General features: G+C 71.6%; 22 protein-coding genes, 1 tRNA gene and 5 pseudogenes. 22 read left to right on the top strand and 6 right to left on the bottom strand.

Going from position 1 to position 26,652, the window contains the following annotated elements; all coding sequences use genetic code 11:
- Positions 1-126: 126 nt before the first annotated feature.
- The 8 genes and pseudogenes from eno to QQK49_RS13280 all read left to right on the top strand — a co-directional run bounded on the left by eno (position 127) and on the right by QQK49_RS13280 (position 5,805).
- Positions 127-1,409, top strand: a pseudogene (gene eno / locus QQK49_RS13315) (phosphopyruvate hydratase).
- A gap of 242 nt (positions 1,410-1,651) precedes the next feature.
- Entirely contained in the window at positions 1,652-2,107 is a 456-nt protein-coding gene (locus QQK49_RS13310; RefSeq protein ID WP_284304337.1) for an FtsB family cell division protein, read from the top strand.
- Positions 2,108-2,117: 10 nt separating this feature from the next.
- Positions 2,118-2,657 carry a DUF501 domain-containing protein gene (locus tag QQK49_RS13305; protein ID WP_284304336.1) on the top strand — a complete coding sequence of 180 codons (540 nt, stop codon included), beginning with the start codon at positions 2,118-2,120 and terminating at the stop codon, positions 2,655-2,657.
- Positions 2,658-2,667: 10 nt separating this feature from the next.
- Complete coding sequence (locus QQK49_RS13300; RefSeq protein ID WP_284304335.1) at positions 2,668-3,612, top strand: Ppx/GppA phosphatase family protein; 945 nt, start codon at positions 2,668-2,670, stop codon at positions 3,610-3,612.
- Positions 3,609-4,415: pseudogene (locus tag QQK49_RS13295) on the top strand (uracil-DNA glycosylase); the annotation flags it as partial. The gene QQK49_RS13300 and the pseudogene QQK49_RS13295, both read left to right, overlap by 4 nt.
- 54 nt (positions 4,416-4,469) lie before the next feature.
- Positions 4,470-4,543, top strand: a tRNA-Leu gene (locus QQK49_RS13290).
- Positions 4,544-4,651: 108 nt separating this feature from the next.
- Complete coding sequence (locus QQK49_RS13285; RefSeq protein WP_284304334.1) at positions 4,652-5,515, top strand: Bax inhibitor-1/YccA family protein; 864 nt, start codon at positions 4,652-4,654, stop codon at positions 5,513-5,515.
- Complete coding sequence (locus QQK49_RS13280) at positions 5,515-5,805, top strand: hypothetical protein (protein ID WP_284304333.1); 291 nt, start codon at positions 5,515-5,517, stop codon at positions 5,803-5,805. The genes QQK49_RS13285 and QQK49_RS13280 overlap by 1 nt, the downstream gene beginning before the upstream one ends.
- Positions 5,806-5,854: 49 nt before the next feature.
- Here QQK49_RS13280 and QQK49_RS13275 read toward each other — a convergent pair whose 3' ends face one another.
- Complete coding sequence (locus tag QQK49_RS13275) at positions 5,855-6,952, bottom strand: SGNH/GDSL hydrolase family protein (protein ID WP_284304332.1); 1,098 nt, start codon at positions 6,950-6,952, stop codon at positions 5,855-5,857.
- Positions 6,953-7,158: 206 nt separating this feature from the next.
- Between QQK49_RS13275 and QQK49_RS13270 the strand changes: the two genes are divergently transcribed.
- The 3 genes from QQK49_RS13270 to QQK49_RS13260 are packed head-to-tail and all read left to right on the top strand — an operon-like array spanning position 7,159 to position 9,949.
- Positions 7,159-8,067 (top strand): FlgK family flagellar hook-associated protein, encoded by a 909-nt coding sequence (locus QQK49_RS13270; protein WP_284304331.1) that lies wholly within the window; start codon positions 7,159-7,161, stop codon positions 8,065-8,067.
- Entirely contained in the window at positions 8,004-8,387 is a 384-nt protein-coding gene (locus QQK49_RS23340) for a FlgK family flagellar hook-associated protein (RefSeq protein WP_431310537.1), read from the top strand. Before QQK49_RS13270 ends, QQK49_RS23340 begins: the two co-directional genes overlap by 64 nt.
- Positions 8,366-9,949: a hypothetical protein gene (locus QQK49_RS13260; RefSeq protein ID WP_284304329.1), complete on the top strand. Its 1,584-nt coding sequence runs from the start codon at positions 8,366-8,368 to the stop codon at positions 9,947-9,949. Before QQK49_RS23340 ends, QQK49_RS13260 begins: the two co-directional genes overlap by 22 nt.
- A 216-nt stretch (positions 9,950-10,165) precedes the next feature.
- Here QQK49_RS13260 and msrA read toward each other — a convergent pair whose 3' ends face one another.
- From msrA to QQK49_RS13245, 3 genes are all read right to left on the bottom strand, one after another.
- On the bottom strand, positions 10,166-10,819 hold the full coding sequence (gene msrA, locus QQK49_RS13255; protein ID WP_284304328.1) for a peptide-methionine (S)-S-oxide reductase MsrA: 654 nt from the start codon (positions 10,817-10,819) through the stop codon (positions 10,166-10,168).
- A complete protein-coding gene (gene greA, locus QQK49_RS13250; RefSeq protein ID WP_284304327.1) occupies positions 10,819-11,313 on the bottom strand; it encodes a transcription elongation factor GreA in 495 nt (164 codons plus the stop codon). Before greA ends, msrA begins: the two co-directional genes overlap by 1 nt.
- 338 nt (positions 11,314-11,651) lie before the next feature.
- Positions 11,652-11,921 (bottom strand): DUF4307 domain-containing protein, encoded by a 270-nt coding sequence (locus tag QQK49_RS13245; RefSeq protein WP_284304326.1) that lies wholly within the window; start codon positions 11,919-11,921, stop codon positions 11,652-11,654.
- 330 nt (positions 11,922-12,251) lie between these two features.
- Between QQK49_RS13245 and mca the strand changes: the two genes are divergently transcribed.
- Both mca and QQK49_RS13235 read left to right on the top strand, forming a co-directional pair.
- Positions 12,252-13,223 carry a mycothiol conjugate amidase Mca gene (gene mca, locus QQK49_RS13240; protein ID WP_284304325.1) on the top strand — a complete coding sequence of 324 codons (972 nt, stop codon included), beginning with the start codon at positions 12,252-12,254 and terminating at the stop codon, positions 13,221-13,223.
- Positions 13,223-13,558 carry a hypothetical protein gene (locus tag QQK49_RS13235; protein ID WP_284304324.1) on the top strand — a complete coding sequence of 112 codons (336 nt, stop codon included), beginning with the start codon at positions 13,223-13,225 and terminating at the stop codon, positions 13,556-13,558. Before mca ends, QQK49_RS13235 begins: the two co-directional genes overlap by 1 nt.
- Positions 13,559-13,682: 124 nt before the next feature.
- Here QQK49_RS13235 and trhA read toward each other — a convergent pair whose 3' ends face one another.
- Entirely contained in the window at positions 13,683-14,429 is a 747-nt protein-coding gene (trhA, locus tag QQK49_RS13230; protein WP_284304323.1) for a PAQR family membrane homeostasis protein TrhA, read from the bottom strand.
- Between the two features lie 141 nt (positions 14,430-14,570).
- Between trhA and QQK49_RS13225 the strand changes: the two genes are divergently transcribed.
- The 4 genes and pseudogenes from QQK49_RS13225 to QQK49_RS13205 all read left to right on the top strand — a co-directional run bounded on the left by QQK49_RS13225 (position 14,571) and on the right by QQK49_RS13205 (position 19,676).
- Positions 14,571-15,332: an isoprenyl transferase gene (locus QQK49_RS13225; protein ID WP_284304322.1), complete on the top strand. Its 762-nt coding sequence runs from the start codon at positions 14,571-14,573 to the stop codon at positions 15,330-15,332.
- Between the two features lie 359 nt (positions 15,333-15,691).
- Positions 15,692-17,203: pseudogene (gene mptB, locus QQK49_RS13215) on the top strand (polyprenol phosphomannose-dependent alpha 1,6 mannosyltransferase MptB); the annotation flags it as partial.
- A gap of 196 nt (positions 17,204-17,399) precedes the next feature.
- Positions 17,400-18,704, top strand: coding sequence for an RNA 5'-3' helicase PhoH2 (gene phoH2 / locus QQK49_RS13210; RefSeq protein WP_431310590.1), 1,305 nt, complete (start codon positions 17,400-17,402; stop codon positions 18,702-18,704).
- A 315-nt stretch (positions 18,705-19,019) separates the two neighbouring features.
- Complete coding sequence (locus QQK49_RS13205; protein WP_284304318.1) at positions 19,020-19,676, top strand: aggregation-promoting factor C-terminal-like domain-containing protein; 657 nt, start codon at positions 19,020-19,022, stop codon at positions 19,674-19,676.
- Positions 19,677-19,724: 48 nt separating this feature from the next.
- Here the strand turns inward: QQK49_RS13205 and coaA are convergent.
- Positions 19,725-20,772: pseudogene (coaA, locus tag QQK49_RS13200) on the bottom strand (type I pantothenate kinase).
- Between coaA and glmS the strand changes: the two are divergent.
- From glmS to tsaE, 5 genes and pseudogenes are all read left to right on the top strand, one after another.
- A complete protein-coding gene (gene glmS, locus QQK49_RS13195) occupies positions 20,771-22,651 on the top strand; it encodes a glutamine--fructose-6-phosphate transaminase (isomerizing) (RefSeq protein WP_284304317.1) in 1,881 nt (626 codons plus the stop codon). The pseudogene coaA and the gene glmS overlap by 2 nt on opposite strands.
- Before the next feature lie 14 nt (positions 22,652-22,665).
- Positions 22,666-23,046, top strand: a complete 381-nt coding sequence (locus tag QQK49_RS13190) for a holo-ACP synthase (protein WP_284304316.1) — start codon at positions 22,666-22,668, stop codon at positions 23,044-23,046.
- The gene (locus QQK49_RS13185) at positions 23,043-24,566 is read left to right on the top strand and encodes a bifunctional ADP-dependent NAD(P)H-hydrate dehydratase/NAD(P)H-hydrate epimerase (RefSeq protein ID WP_284304315.1); all 1,524 of its coding nucleotides are present in this window, start codon (positions 23,043-23,045) and stop codon (positions 24,564-24,566) included. Before QQK49_RS13190 ends, QQK49_RS13185 begins: the two co-directional genes overlap by 4 nt.
- 173 nt (positions 24,567-24,739) lie before the next feature.
- Positions 24,740-25,987 (top strand): alpha/beta fold hydrolase, encoded by a 1,248-nt coding sequence (locus QQK49_RS13180; RefSeq protein WP_284304314.1) that lies wholly within the window; start codon positions 24,740-24,742, stop codon positions 25,985-25,987.
- A pseudogene (gene tsaE, locus QQK49_RS13175) lies at positions 25,923-26,563 on the top strand (tRNA (adenosine(37)-N6)-threonylcarbamoyltransferase complex ATPase subunit type 1 TsaE). Before QQK49_RS13180 ends, tsaE begins: the two are co-directional and overlap by 65 nt.
- The last annotated feature ends 89 nt before the right edge of the window (positions 26,564-26,652 follow it).

Genomic DNA, 26,652 nt, shown 5'->3' with positions numbered 1-26,652 from the left:
TGGTGAGAGCGCCCCCGACCTGCGCGCGCCGCACGGCTCAGGACCTGCGCGCCCGACTGCGTCCCGTCGGTGCCACCCACTAGGCTGGGCATCGCACCCGGACACATCACCAGCAAGGAGAGATTCGTGGCAAGTATCGAGCACATCGAGGCCCGAGAGATCCTGGATTCACGGGGCAACCCCACCGTCGAGGTCGAGGTCCTCCTCGAGGACGGCACCGTCTCCCGCGCCGCGGTTCCGAGCGGTGCCTCCACCGGCGCCTTCGAGGCCGTGGAGAAGCGTGACGGCGACACGGGTCGCTACCTCGGCAAGGGCGTCGAGCAGGCCGTCGACGCTGTCATCGACGAGATCACCCGCGCCTCGTCGGCTTTGACGCCAGCGACCAGCGCCTCATCGACAACGAGATGCTCGCCCTCGACGGCACCGACAACAAGGGCAACCTCGGCGCCAACGCCATCCTCGGCGTCTCCCTCGCCGTGGCCCGTGCCGCCGCCGACTCCGCCGGTCTGCCGCTCTTCCGCTACGTCGGTGGCCCCAACGCCCACGTGCTCCCGGTGCCGATGATGAACATCCTCAACGGCGGTTCCCACGCGGACACCAACGTCGACATCCAGGAGTTCATGATCGCGCCCATCGGCGCGCCGACCTTCAAGGAGGCCCTGCGCTGGGGCGCCGAGGTCTACCACCAGCTCAAGAAGGTGCTCAAGGACAAGGGCCTCGCCACCGGCCTGGGCGACGAGGGTGGCTTCGCGCCCAACCTCGGCAGCAACCGTGAGGCGCTCGACGTCATCATGGAGGCCATCTCCGGCGCCGGCTACACCCCCGGCCAGGACATCGCGCTCGCGCTCGACGTCGCCGCCTCGGAGTTCTACAACGAGGACGGCAGCTACGCGTGGGAGGGCGGCACCAAGACCGCCGACGAGATGGTCGAGTTCTACGCCGGTCTCGTGCAGGACTACCCGCTGGTCTCCATCGAGGACCCGCTGAACGAGGACGACTGGGACGGCTGGAAGTCGATGACCGACCGCCTCGGCGACAAGGTCCAGCTCGTCGGCGACGACCTGTTCGTCACCAACCCCGAGCGCCTCTCCCGCGGCATCGAGACCGGCACGGCCAACGCCCTGCTGGTCAAGGTCAACCAGATCGGCTCGCTCACCGAGACCCTCGACGCCGTCACGATGGCGCAGGTCAACGGCTACCGCTGCATGATGAGCCACCGCAGCGGCGAGACCGAGGACACCACCATCGCCGACCTGGCCGTGGCCACCAACTGCGGCCAGATCAAGACCGGTGCCCCGGCCCGTTCCGAGCGCGTCGCCAAGTACAACCAGCTCCTGCGCATCGAGGAACTCCTCGACGACGCGGCCGAGTACGCGGGCGCGGCGGCCTTCCCGCGCTTCACCGCCTGACCTTGGCTACCAACGGCCCCCGCCGTCGCGCACCCCAGGGCTCGCCGGGTCAGACCCGGCGGGCCCCGGGGTCTCGCGGCGCGACCGCCGGCCGGCGTCCCGGCGCCGGCGATCGGTCGCGCCCGGCGGGGTCCGCCGGTCCACGTCAGGCACCACGCCGAGCCACGCCCGGCCTGCGCCGGCCGACCATGCCGGGCGCGTTCGCCCGCAGGTCCACGCGGCGGCTCGCGATGCTCGGGGGCGTGTTCGTCCTCCTCGCCGTCATGCTCGTCCCGCCGCTGCGGGCCTACCTCGTGCAGCAACAGGAGTACCGCGATCTGCAGACCTCCGTGGCGAGCCAGCAGAGCCGCGTCGCCGAACTGCAGCAGCGCAAGCAGCAGTGGCAGGACCCCGCCTACATCGAACAGCAGAGCCGGGAGCGGCTGCGCTACGTGCGTCCGGGGGAGACGTCCTACGTCGTCGTCGGCGCGGAATCCCTGCGCGATCAGACACCTCGCGGCAGCCTCTCGGTCATCGATCCCGCCACCGGGGACGGCCCGCAGGCCTGGTACTCCCGCATCTGGGAGTCCGTCGAGACCGGCGACACGATGGGCACCGACCCCGCCGGGGCGCCCGTTTCCCGCCTCGATGGAGGGACCGAGAGCGAGCCCTCCGACGTCACCACCGGCGCTCCCACCGAGCCGCCCCGAATCCCCTGAGGCACCCCGCATGACCAGCCCTTCGACGGATCGACGCGACCCCGGACCCGGGAACGCCGACGCTCCCTCGCCCGAGGACCTCGCCGCCATCGAACGGCAGCTCGGACGCGTGCCGCGCGGAGTCGTCGCCGTCGCCCACCGCTGCGCCTGCGGCGACCCCGACGTCGTCGCCACCGCCCCCCGGCTGCCCGACGGCACCCCGTTCCCGACGACCTTCTACGCGACCTGCCCGCGGCTGACGGGAATGACGAGCACGCTCGAGTCCTCCGGACTGATGAAGGAGATGTCCGAGCGCCTCGCCGAGGATCCCGACCTCGCCGCCCACTACCGGGCCGCGCACGAGGACTATCTCCGACGACGCGCCGAGCTCGGCCGGGTCGAGGAGATCGAGGGCATCTCCGCAGGTGGCATGCCCGACCGCGTCAAGTGCCTGCACGTGCTGATCGGCCACTCCCTGGCCGCCGGACCGGGCGTCAACCCCCTCGGCGACGAGGCACTCGAGGCGCTCGCCCCGTGGGGCGAGGCCGGCCCCTGCACCACCCGAGACTGAGGAGACCCCCATGCGCGCCGGTGTCGTCGACTGCGGCACGAACTCCCTGCGACTGCTCGTGGCCGACGTCGCCGACGGCCGGCTCACCGAGGTGGGGCGGTACAACGAGATCGTCCGGCTCGGTGAAGGGGTCGATGCCACCGGGCGGATCTCCGCCGAGGCGATGTCCCGCGCCTTCGCCGTGCTGCGCGAGTACGCCGGGGTCTGCGCCGACGCCGGGGTCGAACGCATGCGGTTCGCGGCGACCTCCGCCTCCCGCGACGCGGCCAACGCCGAGGAGTTCTTCGCCGGCGTCCGCGCCGAACTGCCCGGCGTCGAGCCGGAGGTCATCGACGGTCTCGAGGAGGCCGACCTGTCCTTCCTCGGCGCGACGGCCGCGCTGACCTCGACCTCGACGGACTCCTTGGGGCGGGCACTCGTCGTCGACCTCGGCGGGGGCTCGACGGAGTTCATCGCCGGCCAGGCCGACGGGGCGGTGCGGGAGTCCTCGGTCAGCGTCGACCTGGGGTCGGTGCGCCTGACCGAACGGCTCCTCCACGGCGACCCGCCCGGCGTCGACGCCATCGCCACCTCCGCCGCCGAGATCGACGCCCGGCTCGACGAGGCGCAGGCCGTCGTCCCGCTGACCGACATCGACACCCTCGTCGGCGTGGCCGGCACCATCACCACGCTCACGGCGCACGCGCTGCGTCTCGACGGCTACGACCGCTCACGGATCCACGGCGCCGAGATGCCCGTCGCCGTGATGCTCGCGGCCTGCGAGGACATGCTGATGACCCCCGTGGCCCGTCGAGCGACGTTGCCCTACATGCACCCCGGCCGCGTCGACGTCATCGGCGCCGGGGCCCTGATCTGGTCGCGCATCGTGCGCCGCGTCGTCGTCGGATCGCCCGGGCTGACGTTGCGGACCTCCGAGAGCGACATCCTCGACGGCATGGCACTGAGGCTCGGGTGAGACACCCGATCACCGGGCAGGACTTCGACTCGCCCGTCCCGCCCGGCACCGGTTGGCCCGGTGACCCCGCCGACGCGAGGACCACCGTCGCGCACTCCGCGCCCGACGTCGAACGCCTGGCGGCCACGGGCGGCGTCCACGACCTCGACGCCCGCAGCTCGGTGTGCCGGGCCTGCCCGCGGCTCGTGGAGTGGCGTGAGCAGGTGGCGCGCGAGAAGCGTGCGGCGTTCGCCGACCAGCCCTACTGGGGTCGGCCCGTCGCCTCGCTCGGCGACGTCGCGCCACGACTCCTCGTCGTCGGTCTGGCGCCGGCCGCCCACGGCGCCAATCGCACCGGACGCATGTTCACCGGCGACCGCAGCGGCGACTGGATCCACGCCGCGTTGTTCCGGGCGGGATTCGCCACCCAGCCCGAGAGCGTCCACGCCGGCGACGGGCTCGAGTTGGTAGGCGCCCGGATCGTCGCGCCCGTCCGCTGCGCGCCGCCGGGAAACGCGCCGACGCCGCTGGAACGCCACACCTGCGCACCGTGGCTCGATCGCGACCTCGAACTCGCCGCACCGACCCTGACCGGCATCCTGGCGCTCGGGGGCATCGGCTGGGCCGCGACCGTGGGGGCGGCGCTGCGCCTCGGATGGACCGTGCCTCGCCCCCGTCCGAAGTTCACCCACGGCGCCGAGGCGGAGCTGGGCTCGCCGCACGGACCGATCCGGCTCGTCGGCAGCTACCACGTCAGCCAGCAGAACACCTTCACCAGGCGCCTCACCGAGCCGATGCTCGACGCCGCGCTGGCCCGCGCCGCCGGCGGCCCCCGGCGTCGTGACGATCGGGGTCTCGCCGGCGTCTACGCTGGTGAGGCCCCCGTAGCCCAACCGGCAGAGGCGAGCCACTTAAAATGGCCCAAGTGCGGGTTCGAGTCCCGTCGGGGGTACCGATCACGAAACGATCACAGAACCGCGCCCCAGGAACCGTGGGGAACACGGCGATCCATGAGAGCGTTGACACCCGTGACACGTCTCCCATCGGAAGGCACCCATCCATGAGCAACCCGGTCTTCAACCGGATCGAGCAGGAGTCCCGCCGCGGTTACGCGGGCTTCGGCGACAGCCGTTCGTCGTCCTCCTACGGCCCCACCGGGCTTCAGGACCGCCCCGGCCAGGCACCGATGAACACCGGCCGGCTCGACGACATCTACAACAGCCCGTCGGCCGGCCCGGTCCAGACCGGCCGCGTCACGTATGACGACGTCTTCATGAAGTCGGGACTGCTGTTCGGCCTCATGCTCGTCAGCGCGGGTGCGACCTGGGCCGCCAGCATGGTCCTGGGCCTCGGAATCGCCTCGCTGGCCATGCTGGCCGGCATCTTCGTGACCCTCGGTCTCGGCCTGTTCATCGCCTTCAAGAAGACGATCAGCCCCGCGCTGATCCTCACCTTCGCCGTGTTCGAAGGCTTCATGGTCGGTGGCATCAGCACGGTGTTCGCCGCCCGCTGGGACGGCATCGTCACCACGGCGATCGTCGCCACCCTGTCGGTGTTCGCCGCGATGTTCCTCGGCTGGAAGACGAACATCGTCCGGGTCACCGACAAGAGCCGCCGCATCTTCGGCATGGCGATCTTCGGCTACCTGATCTTCGCGCTGGTCAACCTGGGCTTCTCCATGTTCGGCGCCAACCAGGGCTGGGGCATCTTCGGGCAGGGCTCGATGATGGGCATCCTCGTCTCGGTCTTCGCCGTCGGCCTCGCCTCCTACTCTCTGGCCATCGACTTCGACTCCATCACGCGGGCCGTTCGCGCCGGCGCACCGGAGAAGTACTCGTGGCTGCTGGCCCACGGCCTGCTCGTCACGGTCGTGTGGCTGTACCTGGAGATCCTGCGTCTGCTCGCGCACTTCCAGAACAACTGATGAGCGGCGCGCACGATCCGATCGGATCCGCCGCGCGCACCGAGCTCGACCGACTGACCCACCGGTGGCACACGCTGCCGGTGGGTCAGGCGCGTTCGGGGACGGTGCACCTGCGCGCGCTCGCCTCCGAACTGCTCGGAGGAAGCGTGGACGACCTGGGCCCGGCCACCGCCCTCGACCAGGTGCGCGTGGGGGTCTACGAGGCTGCGCGTGCCGGCGCCGACGACGCGGTGTTGGGGGAGCGCCTGGCCCACCTGAGACGCACCCTCGCGGCCGCTCCCCACGCGTGAAGCCCGCGCCTGGTGCGGAGGCCGGAGGCCAGGGCATCCGGTTCGAGCGTCAGCCCTGGGTCTGCGGTGGTTGCAGGAGCGCCTTCTCGGTGACGACGCGCTCCGTGCCGGGGGTGAGGTCGGCCCGCTCGTCGTCGATCTCGTCCAGCCCGTCGGTCTCGTCGTCGATGTCGTGCTCGGGTGGGCCGTCCGGGCGGCGGCGCCTCAGCAGGACCGCGAGGCCTCGGCGCCCCTTGCTCTGGACCCCGTTGACCTCCGCACCCGGCTGTCGCGCCGCGCGGGCTGCGGTCTCCTCGACGGTGCCGACCCGCTCGCCGCGCAACCGGTCCGGACCACGGTGCGACTCACCCGCCCACAGGCCCAGGGCCGCGCACACGCTCGGCAGGATCGCGGCGGCCGCCCGCGCATACCCGGCGGGGCTGGGGTGAAACCGGTCGACGCTGAACATGTGGTCCGGCGCGGAGATGAAATCGGGCCGCAGCAGGTCACCCAGGGAGACCGTGCGGCCTCCCGACTCGACGACGGCGACGGTCTGGGCCGTCGCGAGATCGCGGCTCCAGTGCTTGGTCAACGTGCGCAGCGGCTGGGGGAGCGGCTCGATCGTGCCCAGGTCGGGGCAGGTGCCCACGACGACCTCGGCTCCGGCCCGGCGCAATTCGGTGACCGCGTGGCGTAGGTGACTCACCGAGACCGACGTGGGGATGCGGTGCGTGACGTCGTTGCCGCCGATGCTGATGAGCGCCACGTCGGGCTCGGGCACCGCCTCCAGGGCGCGGGTGACCTGCCCGTCGAGCCACGGCGACTCCGCCCCGACCTCCGCGACGTTGGTCAACTGGACCGGTCGGCCCGCCAGCGCGGAGACGCCGGTGGCGAGCACGCCACCCATCGTCTGGAATCGGGTGTCCGCCCCGAGCCCCGCGGCCAGGCTGTCGCCGAGGACGACGAGCTTGATCGGCGCACCGAGGCCCGCGCCGTAGATGTTGGTGTCGTCGGGGGAGATGTCGAACGGTTTGCCGATGGTGCGGCGCGCCAGGCGCGCCTCGACCTTGAGCAGTCCGTAGCTGACCAGACCGGCCGTTCCGAGCCCGGCGATGCTCGCCCCTCCGCCGATGGCGGCGCTCGCGAGCAGCGTTCGTGCTCGGCTCATGCGTCGTCCTCCTCCGTTCGGTCCCGGCGGATCCACGGTACCGGCGGCCCCTGTGGCAGCGCTGGACTCGCCCGGGTCTGAACGATTGACCGGCCTGCGGAGTTCGCGGCTCTCAAGCCCATCGGCATCGTGCCGATGAGGGCAAGGAGAAGGCGAGACGACTTCTCCGGTCAGGATGACCGCACCGACTCACGGATGAGTGCGCCATGACATCGATGCCCGATCTGCAGTCGACCGGCCGGGCCCCCGCCCCGCCGGCCGCGCCTGTGTCCCCGCCACGCTCGGAGACCCCCGTCGTCGAACCCGTCCTGCCCGTGCTCGAACCGCAGATCGAGACGGAGGAGAATCGGGCCGAGGCGCGTCGCCTCACCGCGGACCGGTACGAGGCCGAGATCCAGCAGCGCACTGCCGAGGGTCTCCGCGACGCGATCACGGACACCCGTCGCCGCCTCGGGCCCGAGCTCATCGAGATGGGACGCGCCTACGAGGAGCCGCCGGGGCTGAACGCCCGCGAGGAGGAGGCGCTCGCCGAGGACAGGCTCGACGCCGCGGAGCGGGTCGCCTCCCGCACGCGGGTGGCCGCCGCACGACTCACCGCGATGCGGATCGCCATGCAGGAGAACGCCGTCCGTGCGGCCGAGTCCGCGTGGACCGACGCGCAGGAACTCGCGCGGATCAACGGCGAACTCACGGCGGACGAACCCCCGACCGACGCACGCCGCACCGAGCTGCGGGCGCGCCAGCGTCAGCTCGTCGACGGACTCGTCGAGACGACCGGCGCGAGCGCGCGCGAGAACGCCGACGGGAGCGTGGATCTTCTCCTCGGCGACCGGGCACTCGTCCGGGGCGACCAGGCCGAGCCGCTGGTCGTGACTCGTCCCGCGACCCTGCCGACCACCGGTGGGTCGACGACCTCACCGGCACCCACGGCACCGGCGGAGACGCCGCCGACGCCCAGGGGGTCGACGACGGCACGGACGCTCCGCCTCCCGCCTCGATCACCACCCTTCCCCCGTCGCCGTCCCGGCCGGAGGTCGCCCCCGAGCGACCCGTGGCCACGCCGTTGCCCGGGGCTCCGGAGAGGGCGGCGGGGTCGTCGGCATCGCTCGAGGTGACCTGGGCCGACGGAACGCCGGCACCGGTCGGTGGACGGCTCGGCGGATACATCGGCGCCGATCGTGTCGTGATGCGGCCGGCGATCGCGGAGTTCGACGCCGTCGCGGCGAAGATCGCCGAGGCCGTCAACACGGCTCAACAGACGGGGGCCACCAGCTCAGGAACACCCGGCGCGCCCGTGCTGCGGGGTGATTCGGCCCTGACCCTGCGGGTCGCCGAGGGAGTCACCGCCGCCGACATCGCCGCGGGGGCTCCTGGCCCGTCGAGCCGTCCGACGCCGCGGCGCCGAGCGGAACCGTGCAGCTCGCGTCCCCGGTGACGGCGGCGCCCGTGTCGGCCGTTCCCGCGACGCCGGAGGCCGCCCTCGCCGCCCTCGAGGACCGGGCGACGGACCTGGTCGGCGCAGCAGCTCGGCGGGCCGGCGTCGTCACTGCTTTCGACGTCTCCCTGGGCCTGGCCTCTGCGCGGCTGGGGCAGAACGTCTCGGCCTCGCTCGGGGCCATCGGCGACGTGCGCAGCAGCGATCTCGTCGCCACGCTGCACCAGGCCAACTCCGCGATGGCCTTCGCCGGTGCCGCCGCGCGGCGGGCGGAGGCCACGGGCATCCCGGTGCTGGTCGGGACGAGCGATCCGACCGTGGCGACCGCCACGGGTGCCATGGCGCTGGACGCCACCGGCCCGGCGATGTTGCGGTTGGACGTGCTGTCCGTCGCGGGGCAACCGATCCCGTCCACGCCGGGTGCCGTGCCCGGGGATGCCGCGCTCGCCCAGCCGGGTGTTTCGGGATCTCCGCTGGTCGGGGTGGGTGCCGACGCGACGCCGGTGGTCTCCGGGGTCGTCCTCCCCGGCGTCACCGGCCCGGACCTCGAGGCGGGCACCGCGTCGACGCCCGGTGCCGGCGTTTCGGCGACCGGAGGCGGGCAGACGACCGCGCTCCCGGGTGCCGGTGTCCCCGTGGGTGCGGACGGCGCGACGATCGGCGTGCCCGGTGGTGTCGCGCCCGCGCCGACGGGGGACCTCGTCGACGGGATCACCGTGCCGGGCGCGACGCTGGCGGGGGTGTCCGCGACAGGACCCGGGGCGACCGACGGCCTGGCCGACCGGACCCGTGTCGCCGTCGACGGTGCCGAGTTCACTTCTGCCACTCGGGTTCTCAGCGACATCCGTGCCGGTCTCGACGTGACGGCTCACGGCCCCGGCACGGTGACCCTGGCCGTCACGCCCGACCCCGGCCCCGCCCTCGAGCGGATGCAGGGACTCGTCGACGCCGTGGCGCAGGTGGCCGCTGTGGCCGGCCCTCAGGGTGCCTCCTCGGTCCCCGCGGCGCCGACACCCGCGGGCGCAGCGGCTCCGGCCACGACAGCGGCGTCGATGTGGTCGTCGATCTCCTCGGCGGCGTCCTCGTTCGCCTCCTCGTTCGCGTCGGCGACCCCGGCCGCGGGCCCGCCCGCGGGTGACCCGACCCAGACGCTCGGCGCCGTCGCCGCGCCCCTCGTCGCGGCGGTGGGTGCCGCCTTCGTCGACGCGTCGGGCCGTCCGCTGATCCCCGGCACGACGGTGCAGCAGGGGCGGGTCTCACTCGACCGTGAGGCCTTCGCCCGGGAGTACGTCAGGGACGCCGTGGGTGTGGAGGGCGCGATCGCGTCGGTGGCGCGGTCGGTCGCGTCCACCTCCGACGCGGCCTCCGACCCCCGGGTCGGCGCGTTGGCCGTGCGGATCCAGGCCGAACTGCACCAGGACGCGGAGTACACGATCGACGAGACCGGAGGGCAGCGCCTCGACGCCCGGCAGGAGGAACTCGACCGGCGCGCCGTCGCGCTCCAGACACTCCTGGAACGGCTGGAATCGGAGTCGTCGTGGCTGGGCGGCCGGCTGCGCTGATCGGTCGTCGACATCGAAGAACAACAGGAACAACATCGACACCGCCTGGCCAGACACCGCGATCCTCTGACCTGCGAGAACGAGAATCGGGGTGCTGTCGATGTCGTCGGTGTTGTTCTTCACCCGCCGTGACCACTCGCCCGGGCGCGGCCACGACGAGAACGAGCCGCCCCGCACGATGTGTGCGGGGCGGCTCGTCGGCGATACGGGCTCGGGTCAGACCAGGCCGACCGGGCAGGTGTAGCCGTTGGGTCCGTGGTTGCAGTACCCGCCGGGGTTCTTCTCCAGGTATTGCTGGTGGAGCTCCTCGGCGTAGTAGAACGGGCCGGCCTCCTCGGCCGGGCGCAACTCGGTGGTGATCGTGCCGTGTCCGGCGTCGGAGAGCACCTTCTGGAACGCATCCCGCGCGGCCACGGCCGCCTCGCCCTGCTCGGGCGTCGAGGTGTAGATCGCCGAGCGGTACTGGGTGCCGACGTCGTTGCCCTGCCGGTTGGGTGTCGTGGGGTCGTGGTTCTCGAAGAACGTGGCGAACAACCGATCGGCGCCGATGACGGTCGGGTCGTACGCGACCAGCACCGCCTCGGCGTGACCGGTGCGCCCGGTGCACGTCTCCTCGTACGTCGGGTTGGGTGTGTAGCCACCCATGTAGCCCGCCGCGGTGCTGACGACACCGTCGAGGCGCCAGAAGATCCGCTCGATGCCCCAGAAGCAGCCGCCGGCGAGGTACACGACCTCGACGCCGTCGCCGAAGGGTGGCTTCAGCGGGGCGCGGGTGACGAGGTGCAGGTCGGGCACACCGGCCATCGGCTCGCTGCGCCCGGGTAGGGCGTCGGCCGGGCTGACCATCGAGGGCTCTGGGCGGAAGAACATCACGCGCGGTACGGCTTGGCCTTGAGGATCTTGACCGTGATGCTCTTGCCGTTGGGAGCGTCGTAGGTCGCCTCGTCGCCGGCCTTCTTGCCGTTGATCGCCTCACCCATCGGGGACTTCTCGGAGTACACGTCGATGTCGTCACCGTCGCCGAGGATCTCGCGGCTGCCGAGGAGGAACTTCAGCTCGTCGCCGAACATGTCGACCGTCACCAGCATGCCGGGCTCGACGACGTCGTCGTCGGGAGGGGTCTCGCCCACGACGGCCGTCTGGAGCAGGTGCGTGAGCTGGCGGATGCGGGCCTCCATCTTGCCCTGCTCCTCCTTGGCGGCGTGGTAGCCGCCGTTCTCACGGAGGTCGCCCTCGTCGCGGGCCGCCTCGATGCGCTTGCTGATCTCCGTGCGACCCTCGCTCGAGAGGTACTTGAGCTCCGCCTCGAGGCGGTCGTAGGCCTCCTGCGTGAGGTAGCTGGCCTGCGCGGTGGTGTCGGACACGTGACTGCTCCTTGCTCGTTGCGATCGCCCGCAGCCAGGCGGGCCATGGCCGGAGTTCGGCCACATCGGCCGGGCGCTCACACCGACGCCCTGGACGTGCGGCGGCGGGGTGGGGGATGCCCGGTAGATCGAACGGCCTGCCGATCGGCAGGCCGTGTAAGTGAACAAGCATAGACTTCTCGGCGTCCGGACGCGATCTCACGGCCGATCTCGGCGACGACGAGGCGGGTGTGGACGCCCCGTGCGAGGTCCGAAGGTGAGGTCCTGATCGCGGTCGGGGGCCCGCGTGAGCCCCTGTGCGACCCGTGAGATCTCGGAGATCCACCGATCCACGGACGTCACAGTGCGCGGCAGCGACTCACCTCACCCATCACCGCACGTGAGGTGGTGCGCACCTCCACGGTGCGGACGATGCTCGCCTCGGGGCCCGGGGGGATCGTGTCGGTGACCGTACCGACCGTGCCGTGGTTCATCTCCTTGGCCACGACGATGCACTCCACGGTCGCGTCCGTGGGGCGGGTGAGCTGGTACGTGACCTCGACGTGCCGGTCGTCGCGCACGTCGAACGCCAGGTTTCCCCACATCGGTTTGCCCACGGTGGCGGCCACCCCCACCACACGGCCATGACGATCCCGACGACGACCGCGACCGTCCCGATCGCACCCAGGGTGCGCTCACGCTTGGGTAGACGGCGGTATCGCTCCAGCAACTGCACGAGGCCAGGCTACGCGTCGCCCGCCGCCGCCCGGGCACCAGGGCGCAGCGGACTCCTGCTGCCTCGGTCGCCGGAGGGGCCCCTCGGGGCGCTCCGGGCCGACCGCACCCCGACCGGTGTCGGTGCTCGGTGCCACAATGGGCGCAGACCACACACCGGTGCCCGTCATGTCCTGCCATGTCCGACCTCGTGGCGAGGCCCGAGGAGAACGCGAAGGATCCGAGTGACCGAGACTTTTCGGCTGTTGGCCGTCCACGCCCATCCCGACGACGAGTCGAGCAAGGGCGCTGCCACCATGGCCCGATACCGCTCCGAGGGAGTCCGCGTGCAGGTCGTCTCCTGCACGGGCGGGGAGCGCGGTGACGTGCTCAACCCCCGGTTGATCGACGACCCCGACGTCGAGCGTGACCTGCCCGCCTTCCGGCGTCGCGAGATGGCTCGGGCGCAGCAGATCCTCGACGTCGAGCACACATGGCTGGGGTTCGTCGACTCCGGTCTGCCCCAGGGCGACCCGCGTCCGGCGCTGCCCGCCGGGTGCTTCGCACTCGAGCCGGTCGACATCACGGCCGAGGCGCTGGTGCGGGTCATCCGTGAGTTCCGTCCGCACGTCGTCACCACCTACGACGAGGTCGGCGGGTACCCGCATCCGGACCACATCATGACCCACGTCGTCTCGGTCGCCGCGTTCCGCGCAGCCGGCGATCCCGACGCCTACCCGCACGCCGGGCCGGCCTGGCAGCCGCTGAAGCTGTACTACAACCAGACCATCGGCATCGAACGCATCACGGCCTTCCACGGAGTGATGACCGAGCGCGGCATGGACTCCCCGTTCGGTGAATGGCTGGAGCGCTGGGCCGATCGCACGCCGCGCAAGGTCACGACGCGGGTGCAGTGCGGCGAGTTCTTCGAGCAGCGCAACGCGGCCCTGCTGGCACACGCCACGCAGATCGACCCCGACTCGTGGTGGTTCGGCATCCCCATCGACGTCGAGCGCGAGGTCTGGCCGACCGAGGACTTCGAGCTCGCGGCCTCCTACGTCCCGTTCGCCGAGGGGGAGTCCGACCTGTTCGCCGGCCTGGGCACGCCCGACGAGGCCGATGCGTTGTCCGAGTCAGCGGTGGCCGGCTCCGCCGCGCCCGTGATCGACGACATCGTCGTCAACACAGAGATCCTCGACACCCTGAAGGGGGAGTGATGGGCGGAGGCATCGATCAGTCGATCTCGCCCGGTATCGGCGGGTTCCTCGCGTTCTTCCTGCTCGCCGTCGCGTTGTGGTTGCTCATGCGCAGCATGAGTGGCCGGCTGCGCAAGGTGAGGTTCGACGAGGAGGCCGAGGACGAGCGCCGCGCCGCGGAGGCGGGCGACGACGTCGTCACCCGGCCGAGCCGGCGACGGATCTTCCTGCCGGTGCAGGACGACGCGGACGGTGGCCCCTCGGGAGTCGCCTCCGACGCCGCGACACCGGCGCCCACGACACCGGCGCCGAAGGTGGATCCGGCTCCTGGGTCCGACCCCGACCCGCGCGCCTGACCCAACCGCAGGCCCCCACCGCGACCCTCCGATTTCGGCGTGGTCGTGGGGGCGCGACGCGATGACGTCGAGGGGATGACGTCAGGGCGATGACGCCGGTCGCGGCTCGGCCGGCGCTCCTGCGTCAGGCCGCCGAGGGAGTGGTGAGGGCCAGGACGACGGCGACGGCGTGGGTGCCGAACGCCGCCACGGTGAAGGCGTGGAACACCTCGTGGAAACCGAACCAGCGCGGGGAGGGGTCCGGTCGACGCAGCCCGTAGACCACGGCGCCGAGGGTGTAGAGGATGCCGCCGATCGCGATGAGGGCGACGATGAGCGGCCCGCCGCCGGCATAGAGCGGCCCGAGGTAGAAGAGCGCCACCCAGCCCAGGGCGATGTAGACGGCGGTGGTCAACCACCGCGGCGCCGTCATCCAGACCACCCGCAGGAAGACCCCGGCGCCGGCGCCGAGCCAGATCGTCCAGAGCAGCGTCCTCGCTTGGTGTTCGGGCAGCAGGCTGAGGGCGAACGCCGTGTACGTGCCGGCGATGGCGATGAAGATGTTGGCGTGGTCGATGCGGCCGAGGACCTGCTTGACCGCCGGTGACCACCGTCCGCGGTGATACAGCGCGGAGACGCCGAAGAGCAGGGCGGCCGTGGCGACGAACACCGCCGCGCCGGTGCGAGCGCGCATCCCGGGAGTGAGGGTGACGAGCGTGAGCCCGCCGAGGACGACCACGGGGAACACCGCGGCGTGCAGCCAGCCGCGCAGCCGCGGAGGCATGAACTCACCGAGCTCCGCCAAGCCCTCGCGCAGAGGGTGGCCGGACCCCGATCCCGCCCGGCCGTCGTCGCCGGGGGTCCGGTCGAGGGATGGAGCGCGATCGCTCATGAGGAGCCTCCTTCTGGTCGAGAGTGATCCACCGAAACTTACGCTTACGTAGGTTACGACTTCGTAAGGACGGTGTCGAGGCGGGTTGTCGCTCCCGGTGGCGCTACCGTTGGTCCGTAGCCGACCTCGACTGGAGCCGCAGTGGACGTAAGTGACCTGCTCTACGGGGCATACGAGCGCAAGCTCGTCGCGCAGCTGCCCACCGAGAACCTTCCGCGTCACGTGGCGGTCATGCTCGACGGCAACCGCCGATGGGCCCGGGAGAAGGGCGCCGCGACGGCCGACGGGCACCGCGCCGGGGCCGACAACATCATCCCGTTCCTCGGATGGAGTGAAGAGGTCGGCATCGAGATCGTCACGTTGTGGCTGCTCTCGACCGACAACCTCAAGCGCGACCCCGCCGAGCTGGCGCCGCTGTTGCGCATCATCGAGGACGTCGTCGGCGAGATCGCCGAGACGGGCAACTGGCGCGTGCATCCCGTCGGTGCGTTGGACCTGCTGCCCGAGGCGACGCGGTCCCGGCTCGAGGCGGCGGCCGCCTCGACGAGTGAGGTCGAGGGCATGGTCGTCAACTTCGCCGTCGGGTACGGGGGCCGTCAGGAGATCGCCGACGCGGTGCGCGCGCTCCTCGTCGAGGCCGCCGAGGCGGGACGCACGATCGAGGACGTCATCGCGACCATCGACGTCGAGGCCATCACCAGCCACCTCTACACCCGCGGGCAACCGGACCCCGACCTCGTGATCCGCACCTCCGGTGAGCAGCGGGTCGGCGGGTTCCTGTTGTGGCAGAGCACGCACAGCGAGCTGTACTTCTGCGAGGCCTACTGGCCGGACTTCCGCCGCGTCGACTTCCTGCGCGCGTTGCGGTCCTACGCCGAACGCGAGCGTCGATACGGGTCCTGACGGGGGCGAACCGGCCCGGCGGTCCTGCTGAGAGAGGCGCCGAAGACGCCTGGCGGGACGGATTTCGCCGTCACTGTCAGGAAGTTCCCAGGCCCGGTTGAGAGGGTGTCAGTGATGTCATGCCCGCTCACGACGGGGCGGAATGGCACAATCTTCTCGGACGGCCGTCCGGTTCGCGTCTGGCGCGAGGGTCGGCACCCGCGGTGAGGGAGAGGATCCATGACGGCGACACGCGATGGGATCGGTGTGAACACACCCGGTCGCTCCGTGATCTCCGCGACCCTCGATCGCCTCCCCGCCGCCGGTCGTCTGCGCGAGGCGCACCGCGCCGCCACGGACTCCATGACCGAGGCCTGGGCGTGGCCGCACGTGCGTCAGGGATTCTTCGCCATGGTGCTCATCGCCCTCGGCGCCTTCTCTCCGGCGTTCGTCGCCGCGGACGCACCGCTGTACGAGAACTGGTTCTTCGACCGCCTGCTCAGTGAGCCCGCCCGGTTCGCCGCGACCGCCATCGTGCTGGTCGGTCTGCTGCGACTGTTCGACGTGTGGCTCGCGCTGCGGCCCGCCGAGGGTGTTCCCACCGCGCCGGCCGCGACCTGGGCCTGGTGGAGTCTGCCGGTGGCGTTCGTGCCGCCGCTGTTCAGCCGCGACGCCTACAGCTACGCCGCCCAGGGGCTGGTCGTCAGCCGCGGGATGGATCCCTACCAGACCGGACCGATCGCCGTCCCCGGCCCGTACGCCGACCAGGTCGACCCCTCTGGCTCTTCACCGCCGCCCCCTACGGGCCGGTGGCCCTGCAGGTGCAGCGCACGATCGTCGACCTGACCGGCGGCGACGCCATGATCGCCGCCATCGCGATGCGCCTGCCCGCGCTCCTCGCCGTCGGAGCCATCGCCTACGCCCTCCCGCGTCTGGCCGAGAAGATGGGCGTCTCGCGCCACCAGGCCGTGTGGTTGGGCGTCATCAACCCGCTCGTGCTCATGCACCTGGTCGGCGGCATGCACAACGACGCCATGATGATCGCCCTGGTCGTCGTGGGTCTGCTCCTGGCCGCCGACGGACGCTGGATGGCCGCCTCGGTCGCCGTCGCCGCAGGGGCGAGCTTCAAGCAGACGGCCGTCCTCGCACTCGTCGGCGTCGCCGGGTTGGCCTACCGCCACGCCCGCGGCGAGCGCCGCGAGGCGCCCCTGATGTCCGCGGTCGATCAGCGCTCGTACGTGTGGATCGCCGCGCGGGTGGGTGCCGTGGCGTTCGTCGCCTTCGCCGCGCTCACCCTGGTCAGCGGGCTCGGCTGGGGATGGATCGCCAACCTCGGCGTCCCGGGCTCGGTGTTGTCGCTGCTGTCGCCGGTGTCGATGGCCGGCGCCGGGGTGGCCGGTGCGCTCACGGCCGTCGGCGTCCCGCAGGAATGGACCGGAGGCATCGCGCCCGCCGTCCAGATCGCCGGCCTGCTCGCCGTGGTCGTCGCGCTCGCGTGGATCACGTGGGTGCTGGCGCCGCGCCGACCGGTCGCCGCCGCGGCGTGGGCCCTGCTCGTCTTCACCGCCGGTGGGCCGACCGTCTACCCCTGGTACGTCCTCTGGGGAGTCGTGCTGCTGGGCGCCACGTTCACCGACCGACGCGTCGTGCGGGCGCTGGTGTGGATCACCGGCTGGCTGCTCGCGTACTCGATGCTCGACGTCGCCGTGGTCAACGGTGCCACGATGATCGGCGTCGCCGCCGTCGCCTGGGGCGCGTGGACGTTGTGGCGTCAGCGCAGCGAACTGGATCGTCCGTTGCCGGCCGTCGAGCCCGGCGACTCCGGGTCCGATGCGGGTGCGGCCACCACGCCCCGGCACAGCGGGATCTCGGCGCTGCTCTCCCGCGTCTGAGCCTCCTCCCGGCCTCGTCTCGGCCTCGTCCCGGTCTCCTCGTGCCCCGGCTCGGCTGGACAATCGGCGGGGCACCGGCCCGTGTCCGTCGGGTGAACAGTCGGCGACCCGCCCCGCTCACGACAGGCGAGCGTAGGGTCACCCCCGTAGCGTCGTGGCGAGCGGCGGCACCCGGTCGCCGACCGTCAGGGGGCAGATCGTGACTGAAACCCGCAAGACGTACGTGTTGGACACCTCCGTCCTGCTGTCCGACCCGGGGGCACTGCACCGGTTCGGTGAACACGACCTCGTCCTGCCGGTCATCGTCATCACCGAACTCGAGGCCAAACGCCACCACTCCGAGATCGGCTACTTCGCCCGGCAGGCCCTGCGTCTCCTCGATGACCTGCGCGTCCGCCACGGCCGGCTCGACGTGCCCATCCCCGTCGGCGACGAGGGCGGCACGATCCATGTCGAGCTCAACCACATCGACCCGAGCAACCTGCCGCCGGTGTTCCGCCTGGGCGACAACGACACCCGCATCCTCGCCGTCGCCAAGAACCTCTCCGACCGCGGCCGGCGCGTCACCGTGGTGAGCAAAGACCTGCCGATGCGGATCAAGGCCAGCGCCATGGGCCTGGACGCCGAGGAGTACCGGGCCGAACTCGCGCCGGTGGAGAGCGGCTGGACCGGCCTCGCCGAGCTCGAGATCAGCACCGAGGACATGGACGAGCTGTTCGAGAACGGGCGCATCCGCCATGACGGCGCCGACGACCTGCCGTGTCACACCGGCCTGGTGCTGCACTCCCCGCGCGGCAGCGGCCTCGGGCGCGTGGGTGTGGATTCCTCGATCCGGCTGGTCCGCGGTGATCGCGACGCCTTCGGCGTGCACGGGCGCAGCGCCGAACAGCGCATCGCCCTCGACCTGCTGCTCGACCCGGACATCGGCATCGTCAGCCTCGGTGGCCGCGCGGGCACCGGCAAGAGCGCCCTGGCCATGTGCGCCGGGCTCGAGACCGTCCTGGAACGACGGCAGCATCGTCGCGTCATCATCTTCCGGCCGTTGTACGCCGTCGGCGGCCAGGACCTCGGCTACCTGCCCGGCACCGAGGCCGAGAAGATGGGGCCGTGGGGACAGGCCGTGTTCGACACGCTGGGCGCCCTCGTCTCCAGCGAGGTCGTCGAGGAGATCCTCGACCGCGGCATGCTCGAGGTCCTGCCGCTCACCCACATCCGGGGTCGGTCGCTGCACGACGCGTTCGTCATCGTCGACGAGGCCCAGTCGCTCGAGCGCAACGTGCTGCTGACCGTCCTGTCCCGCATCGGCCAGAACTCGCGCGTGGTGCTCACCCACGACATCGCGCAGCGCGACAACCTGCGCGTCGGCCGGTACGACGGTGTCGCGGCCGTCATCGAGGTCCTCAAGGGCAACCCGCTGTTCGCGCACATGACCCTCAACCGCAGCGAACGCAGCCCCATCGCAGCCCTCGTCACCGACCTGCTCGAGGTCCCCGGCCTCTGAACGCCGGCTCTCGCACCTCTCCGCTCGGACCGCCTCCATCCGGGGCGGTCCGAGCCGTTCGGGCGGGTCTTCGTCGGGGTCGTGCGCCGGCACCGTGTGACGAGTGACACCCGGCCCGGACGGGCTCCACTTGCGCAAGCGTGCGATCTCATTTGGACGGACGTCCGACCCATGTCAAGGTGAAGGTCACGAATTCATCAAGAATTGGTCTCTTCGCGACTTCGAAAGTGGGTCTCCGACGTGCTTGCTCGCACCTCGCGCCCGGCCGTCCGCACTCTTCGGGCGGCCGTTCTCCTGTCCGCCGCAGGCTGCCTCGTGCTGCCGGCCTCTGCCCAGGCCGCCCCGGGGGACGGCCAGGTCGCGGCGCCCTCCGCAGCACACCGTGCGCTGAGCGCTCCGGTCGCGGGGGTCCACCTGGGGTCGCTCACCGCGGCCGCCGGGCAGCCGCTGTCCGGGCTGACGCTCAACGTCTTCGCCACGGCTCCCGTCGTGGCGCAGAAGGCGCAGGCCGCTCAGCGCGCCGCCGAGAAGCGCGCCGTCGAGAAGCGCGCCGCCGAGAAGAAGGCCGCCGCGAAGAAGAAGGCCGCCGAGAAGAAGGCCGCCGCGAAGAAGAAGGCTGCCGCCGCGCGTGCGGACTCGGGTGCCCGGGCGTCGCGCTCGTCGGCGCGTGGGGGCTCGCCTCGTGACATCGCGCGGGCCATGGTCGCCGACCGCGGGTGGAGTTCGGAGCAGTTCGGTTGCCTGGACCGGCTGTGGACCAAGGAGTCGGAGTGGCTCACCCGCGCCACCAACCCCTCCTCGGGCGCCTACGGCATCCCGCAGTCGCTGCCGGGCAGCAAGATGGCCTCGGCCGGCGCGGACTGGCGCACCAACCCCGCGACGCAGATCCGCTGGGGGCTGGGTTACATCGCCGACCGGTACGGCTCGCCGTGCAAGGCCTGGTCGCACTCGAAGGCCAACAACTGGTACTGACCTCGTCCCGGCCCGCCTCCGACATCGGAGGCGGGCCGAGCCGGTCTCTCAGAGCTTGCGGAGGCGGATGCGTCGGACCGCGTGGTCGGCGCCCTTGGTGAGGATGAGTGCGGCCCGACCCTGGGTCGTCTCGACGTTGTCGCGCAGGTTGGGCTCGTTGATGGTGCGCCAGATCGTGTCGGCGGTGGCGCGCGCCTCCTCGTCGGAGAGCGAGGCGTACCTGCGGAAGTAGGACTCGGGGTGGGTGAACGCCGTCTCGCGCAGGCGCAGGAAGCGTTCGACGTACCACTGACGGATGCACTCCGAGGGTGCGTCGACGTACACGGAGAAGTCGAAGAAGTCACTCACGGCCACGCCGAGGCGCCCGTCCGCGCGCATCCGGGGCGGTTGGAGCACGTTGAGTCCTTCGACGATGAGCACGTCGGGGCGGTGCACGACGATGCGTTCGTCCTCGACGATGTCGTACGTGAGGTGGCTGTACACCGGGGCGCTGACCTCTTCGGCGCCTCCTTTGACCTCGGCGACGAACCGCAGCAGCGCGCGCTGGTCGTAGGACTCCGGAAAGCCCTTGCGGTGCAGGATGCCCCGCCGCTCGAGCTCGGAGTTCGGATGCAGGAACCCGTCTGTCGTGACGAGTTCGACCCGGGGCGTGTGCGGCCAACGCGCCATGAGTTCGCGCAGGATGCGGGCGGTCGTCGACTTGCCCACGGCCACCGACCCGGCGACCCCGATGACGTACGGCGTGCGTTCGGGCCGTTCGCCGAGGAACCCCGACGTCAGCCGGTGCAGGTGGGCCGTGCCCTCCACGTAGAAGCTGAGCAGGCGCGACAGGGGAGGTAGACCTCCTCGACCTCGTTGAGGTCGATGCGCTCACCGACGCCGCGTAGGCGCTCGACATCGTCGTCGCCGAGGCTCAGGGGTGGGTGCGGCGCAGCCGCGCCCAGTCCTCGCGGTCGAGGTGGATGTACGGAGACGGTGCTGCTCGCGTCGCTGGGGGCACCGCGCCATTGTGGCGCACGCACAGCGCCCGGAGGCGGGAAGGTGCCCGCCGGACGCGACCGGCGGTAGGTATGCCGTCGAGTACCCTGAGCGCCATGTGCGGAATCGTGGGATACGTGGGGCCGAACCGCGACGGGCGGGCCCAGGACGTGGTGATGGAGGGGCTGGCACGCCTGGAGTACCGGGGTTACGACTCCGCGGGGCTGGCCTTGATCGAGGGGGAGACCGACGGTGGCGTCGCCTCCGGCGTGGCCGTGCGCAAGCGGTCGGGCAAGCTCGCCAATCTCAAGCAGTTGCTGCAGGATTCGCCGATGCCCGAGTCGACCACCGGCATCGGCCACACCCGCTGGGCCACGCACGGTGGCCCAACCGACGAGAACGCCCACCCCCACTACGGCGGTGAGGACGACCGTCTCGCGCTCATCCACAACGGCATCATCGAGAACTTCCACTCCCTCAAGACCTCCCTGCTCGAGCAGGGCGTGAGCTTTCGCAGCGAGACCGACACCGAGGTCGCGGCGCACCTGGTCGCGCGCGCCTACGACGAGTGCAAGGACCTGACCGAGGCCATGCGCCGCGTGGTCAACGACCTCGAGGGCGCCTTCACGTTGCTGGCGGTGCACGCCGACGAGCCGGGCGTCGTCGTCGCGGCCCGCCGCAACTCCCCGCTGGTCGTCGGCATCGGGGTGGGGGAGAACTTCCTCGGCTCCGACGTGGCCGCGTTCATCGGGCACACGCGCGAGGCGCTCGAGCTCGCCAACGACCAGATCGTCACCATCACGGCTGAGAAGGCCGAGGTCATCGGCTTCGACGGCACGCCCACCGAGGGCAAGGCCTTCCACGTCGACTGGGACGCCGCCGCCGCCGAGAAGGGTGGCCATTCCTCCTTCATGGAGAAGGAGATCCTGGAGCAGCCGACGGCCATCGCCTCCACGCTGCTCGGGCGCACCGACGCCGAGGGCGCTCTGGTCCTCGACGAGCTGCGCATCTCCGAGGAGCAACTGCGCGCCGTCACCAAGATCGTCATCGTCGCCTGCGGCACGGCCTTCTACTCGGGCATGACCGCCAAGTACGCCATCGAGCACTGGACCCGCATCCCGTGCGAGGTCGAGCTGGCGCACGAGTTCCGTTACCGCGACCCGGTCGTCGACCAGCACACGCTCGTGGTGTCGATCAGCCAGTCGGGCGAGACGATGGACACCCTCATGGCCGTCAAGCACGCCCGCGAGCTGGGCGCGCTCACCATCTCGATCTGCAACACCCACGGCGCCACCATCCCCCGTGAGTCCGACGCGGTGCTCTACACGCACGCCGGCCCGGAGATCGCCGTCGCCTCGACCAAGGCGTTCACGGCGCAGATCACCGCCTGCTACGTCCTCGGTCTCTACCTCGCGCAGCTGCGGGGCGGCTCGTACGCCGAGGAGGCCCAGCAGGTCATGCGTGAGCTGCACGAGATCCCGAGCAAGGTCGAGACGCTGCTGGCCGGCATGGACCGCGTGCGCGAGATCGCCCGGTTCATGGCCGACACCCGCTCGGTGCTCTTCCTCGGGCGTCACGTGGGGTACCCGATCGCCCTGGAGGGTGCGCTCAAGCTCAAGGAGATCGCGTACATCCACGCCGAGGGCTTCGCCGCCGGTGAGCTCAAGCACGGCCCGATCGCGCTCATCGAGCCCGGTCAGCCGGTGTTCATCGTCGTCCCCGGTCCGGACACCCCGCACGGCCTGCACGGCAAGGTCGTCTCCAACATCCAGGAGATCCGCGCCCGCGGCGCCCGCACGCTGGTCATCGCCGAGGAGGGGGACGAGGACGTCGTTCCGTTCGCCGACGAGGTCATCCGGGTTCCGCAGGCGCCGCCGCTGCTCGAGCCGCTGCTGACGATCGTCCCGCTGCAGGTGTTCGCCGCGGAGCTGGCGTCGGCGAAGGGGTTGGACGTGGATCAGCCGCGCAACCTCGCCAAGTCCGTCACGGTCGAGTAAGTGCGAGTGGCCGCGTGATCGTCGGGATCGGTATCGACGTCGTCGACGTCGCTCGGTTCGAGCGGGTCCTGGAGCGCACGCCCGCGTTGCGGGAGCGGTTGTTCACGCCGGTGGAGCGGGACCTGCCCGTGCAGTCCCTCGCCGGGCGGTTCGCGGTCAAGGAGGCACTGGCCAAGGCACTGGGCTCGCCCGGTGGGTTGGAGTGGGCCGACGCCGAGGTGCGCCGTGGGGAGCACGGTGCACCACGACTCGTGGTGCGCGGTACTGTCGCGACGTGCGCGGCCCGTCGTGGGGTCGGGGAATTTCTCGTCTCGATCTCGCACGACGGGGGGATCGCCACGGCGATGGTCCTCGCGCAATCCGTCACCGATGCGCCCGGAGGGGAACGAACGTGATCGCAGCGTGGAGTGTGGAGGACGTGCGGGCGGCGGAGGCCCGGGCGATGGAGCCTCTGCCCGACGGCGAGTTGATGGACCGTGCCGCGCGGGGCCTGGCCAAGGTGGTGACGGCCCGGCTCGACGACATCGAGGAACCGCGGGTGGTCGCCCTCGTCGGCTCCGGCGGCAACGGCGGTGACGCCCTGTTCGCGATGGCCCGGGTCGCCCGCTCCGACAGCGACGCGGATGTGGCCGCGGTGCTCGTCTCCGATCGCGGCGCGCACAAGAAGGCGCTGGTCGCGGCACGTGAGGCCGGGGTGGCGATCGTCGACCTGGCCCGTTCCGGCGCCGACGAGGCGCACGACGAGGCCCTCGAGAAGGCCTGCGCACTCGTCGCCGAGGCCGACGTCCTGATCGACGGGATCACCGGCATCGGCGGATCGCCGGGCTGGAGCGGGTCCTCGGCGCAGCGGTGCCGGGCGCTCATCGACGCCGTGGACGACGAGGCGTACGTCATCGCCGTCGACCTGCCGAGCGGGGCCGATCCGGCCGGTGTCGTGCTCGACTCCGAGGGCGTCTGGGCCGACGAGACGGTCACGTTCGGGGTGGCCAAGCCGGTGCACCTGCTCGGGACCTCGGCGCGGTGCGGCGTGCTCACCCTGGTCGACATCGGTCTGGACATGACGACGATGCCCGTGGCCGAGCGTCTCGACCACGACGACGTCGCCCAGCTGTGGCCGTTGCCGGCCTCGGACGACGACAAGTACTCCCGCGGCGTGCTCGGCGTGGTCGCCGGCGGTGAGAACTACACGGGTGCAGCGGTGCTCACGGTCACGTCCGCGGTCTGTGCCGGGGCGGGGATGGTGCGCTACATCGGTCCGCCCACGCCGACCGCGCTGGTGCGATCGGCCGTGCCGGAAGCGGTCTGCGGTATCGGCCGGGTGCAGGCGTGGGTCGTCGGCCCCGGGCTCGACGCCGACGCCGAGTCCGACCCCGACGCCGACGGCGAGGACGTCGCCCAGGTCACCGCCGCCACCGAGGCGCTCGACTCCGGCCTCCCGTGCGTCGTCGACGCCGGTGGGCTCGACCTGCTCGACGGACCCCGACCCCGCGCCGGAGCCCGGACCCTCCTCACGCCGCACGCGGGCGAACTCGCCCGGTTGCTCACCCGGCTCGAGGAGCGGGAGGTGAGCCTCGACGACGTCCGCGCCGACCCCGTCGGGCACGCACGCCGCGCCGCGACCCTCGTGCACGCCACCGTGCTGCTCAAGGGATCGACCACCTACGTCGTGCCGCCCGAGATCACCGGCATGCCCGTCCGGGCCGTCGCCGAAGCGCCCGCCTGGCTCGCCACCGCAGGCGCGGGCGACGTCCTCGCCGGTGTCGCCGGTGTCCTGCTCGCCGCGGGGCTCGACCCCTACGACGCCGGCACCCTCGCCGCGACCGTGCACGGCCTGGCAGGTCACGACGTCAATCCGGGCGGTCCGGTCCGCGCACTCGATGTGGCGTTCGCCACCCCCGCGTGGTCGCCCGGCTGATGCGCCGCGCGGCGTCGTGAGAGAAGCTGGACCGGTATCGGAACCCGGATCGCCCCGATCATGATCGATGGCCCTCCGGCGTCCGATGAGTGATACGAGAGGACACAGCGACCCGCACGCGAGCGACACATGCTCGGTCACGACGGCGTCGCCCGACGTGCGAGGAGGCCCAGGTGTCAGCCGGTCCCCGTGGGGTACCCCGCCTACCCGAGTTCTCCGGCGGATCGGGAGGGTCCGTGGCGCGCTCGGCGGTGGGCGTCGGGCTGGGGCTGTTCGCGGCCGGGCTCACGGCCGCTGCCGGAGTCGCCGCCGACCGCCTGAGCCGTGACCGGCGCACCGCCGTCGCCCTCGACGCGTCCGTCGCCGACACCCGCTACCGCGAGACCCCCGACACCGAGCTGGTCGTGCGCACCAGCGACGGGGTGGAGCTGCACGTCGAGATCGACGAACCGCGCGGCGACCACGTGGACGGCGACGACCTCGGCCTTCGTCCGACCGTCGTCCTGTCGCACGGGTACTGCCTCAGCCTCACCTCCTGGGTGTTCCAGCGCCGGGCGCTGCGTGCCGCCGGGTACCGCGTCGTCCTCTGGGACCAGCGCGGCCACGGCCGGTCGGGGATGGGGGAGAAGGAGTCGATCTCCATCGAGCAGCTCGGCGACGACCTGCTGCAGGTGTTGGACGAGGTCGTGCCGGAGGGGCCCGTCGTGCTCGTCGGTCACTCGATGGGTGGCATGTCGATGATGGCCCTCGCGCTCGATCACGAGGAGTTCGTCGAGGAGCGGGTGGTCGGCGCGGCGTTCGTCGCCACGAGCCCCGGCGACCTGTCCGGCGTCTCCTACGGGTTCGGCCGACTCGGCGGCCACCTCATCCGCCGGCTCACGCCGTGGACCTCCTCCGTGCTCGCACCGCGGCAGAACCTCGTCGACGTCGGCATCCGTCAGGCGCGCGACCTCGTGGACTTCATGGTCGACTTCGGGTCGTTCGGATCGCCCGTGCCGCTGTCGATCGCCCAGCTCACCACCGACATGATCTTCGGCACCCGCATGGAGGTCATCGCCGCGTTCTTCCCGATCTTCGACGAGCACGACAAGACCGAGGCCCTCACCACCTACGACGGCGTCGAGGCGCTCGTCATCAGCGGCACGGCCGACCGGCTCACCCCCGTGCGCCACAGCGAGGAGATCGTGCGCCTCATCCCCGGCGCCGAGCACATCGTCGTCGAGGACGCCGGGCACGTGATCATGCTGGAGCACCCCGACGTGCTCAACGAGCATCTGCTCGACCTGGTCGAGAGGTCGCGTCGCGCCCACCGCGCGCCGCAGACGATCCCCGTCCGCCGCCGGGTCAGCGACGTGGGTGCCCGCCGCGCGGCCCGCAGCGCCCGACGCAGGAAGGACGGCCGTGACCCACGCACCCGATGAGGACCCGACGACCGACGTGACCCTGCTCGACACCGTCCTGGCCACGGCCGATGCTTCCCGGGAGGCCGGTCGGGCGCTCGCGGCACGCCTGCGGGCCGGGGACGTCGTCGTGCTCGTCGGCGATTTGGGGGCGGGTAAGACGACCCTCACCAGGGCCTCGCCGAGGGCCTGGACGTGCGCGGACCGATCACCTCACCGACGTTCGTCATCTCACGCGTGCACCCCTCGCTGGGCGACGGACCCGCGCTCGTCCACGTCGACGCCTACCGACTTCACGGCGCGGCCGAACTCGAGGACATCGACCTCGACGCGACCGTGGCCACGTCGGTCACCGTCGTCGAATGGGGATCGGGCGTGGCCGAGCAACTGAGCGACTCGTGGCTGGCCGTCGAACTCGTCCGCAGCCTCGGTGACGAGGTCGCGTCCGGCGACGCAAGCGGCGATGCCGACGCTGATCTCCCGATGGATGGCGACGCTGATCTCGCGATGGACGGTGACGATCCCCGGCGGGTGCGGGTGGTTGCACACGGTCCGCGCTGGCGCCACGAGCCGGCGTTGCAGTTCCCGCACACCTGACTCATCCCGCCGAGACCGCCGTTGATAGCGGGCGGTTTCGGCGAGGGTTCCACCTGACTGAGCGATCGCGGGCCGGCCGACAAGGGCTG

The sequence above is a fragment of the Mobilicoccus caccae genome (assembly GCF_030161635.1).
Taxonomy (GTDB): Bacteria; Actinomycetota; Actinomycetes; order Actinomycetales; family Dermatophilaceae; genus Mobilicoccus; species Mobilicoccus caccae.
The sequence above is the reverse complement of the archived record's forward strand: the minus strand, read 5'-3'. Positions and strand labels throughout refer to the sequence as shown.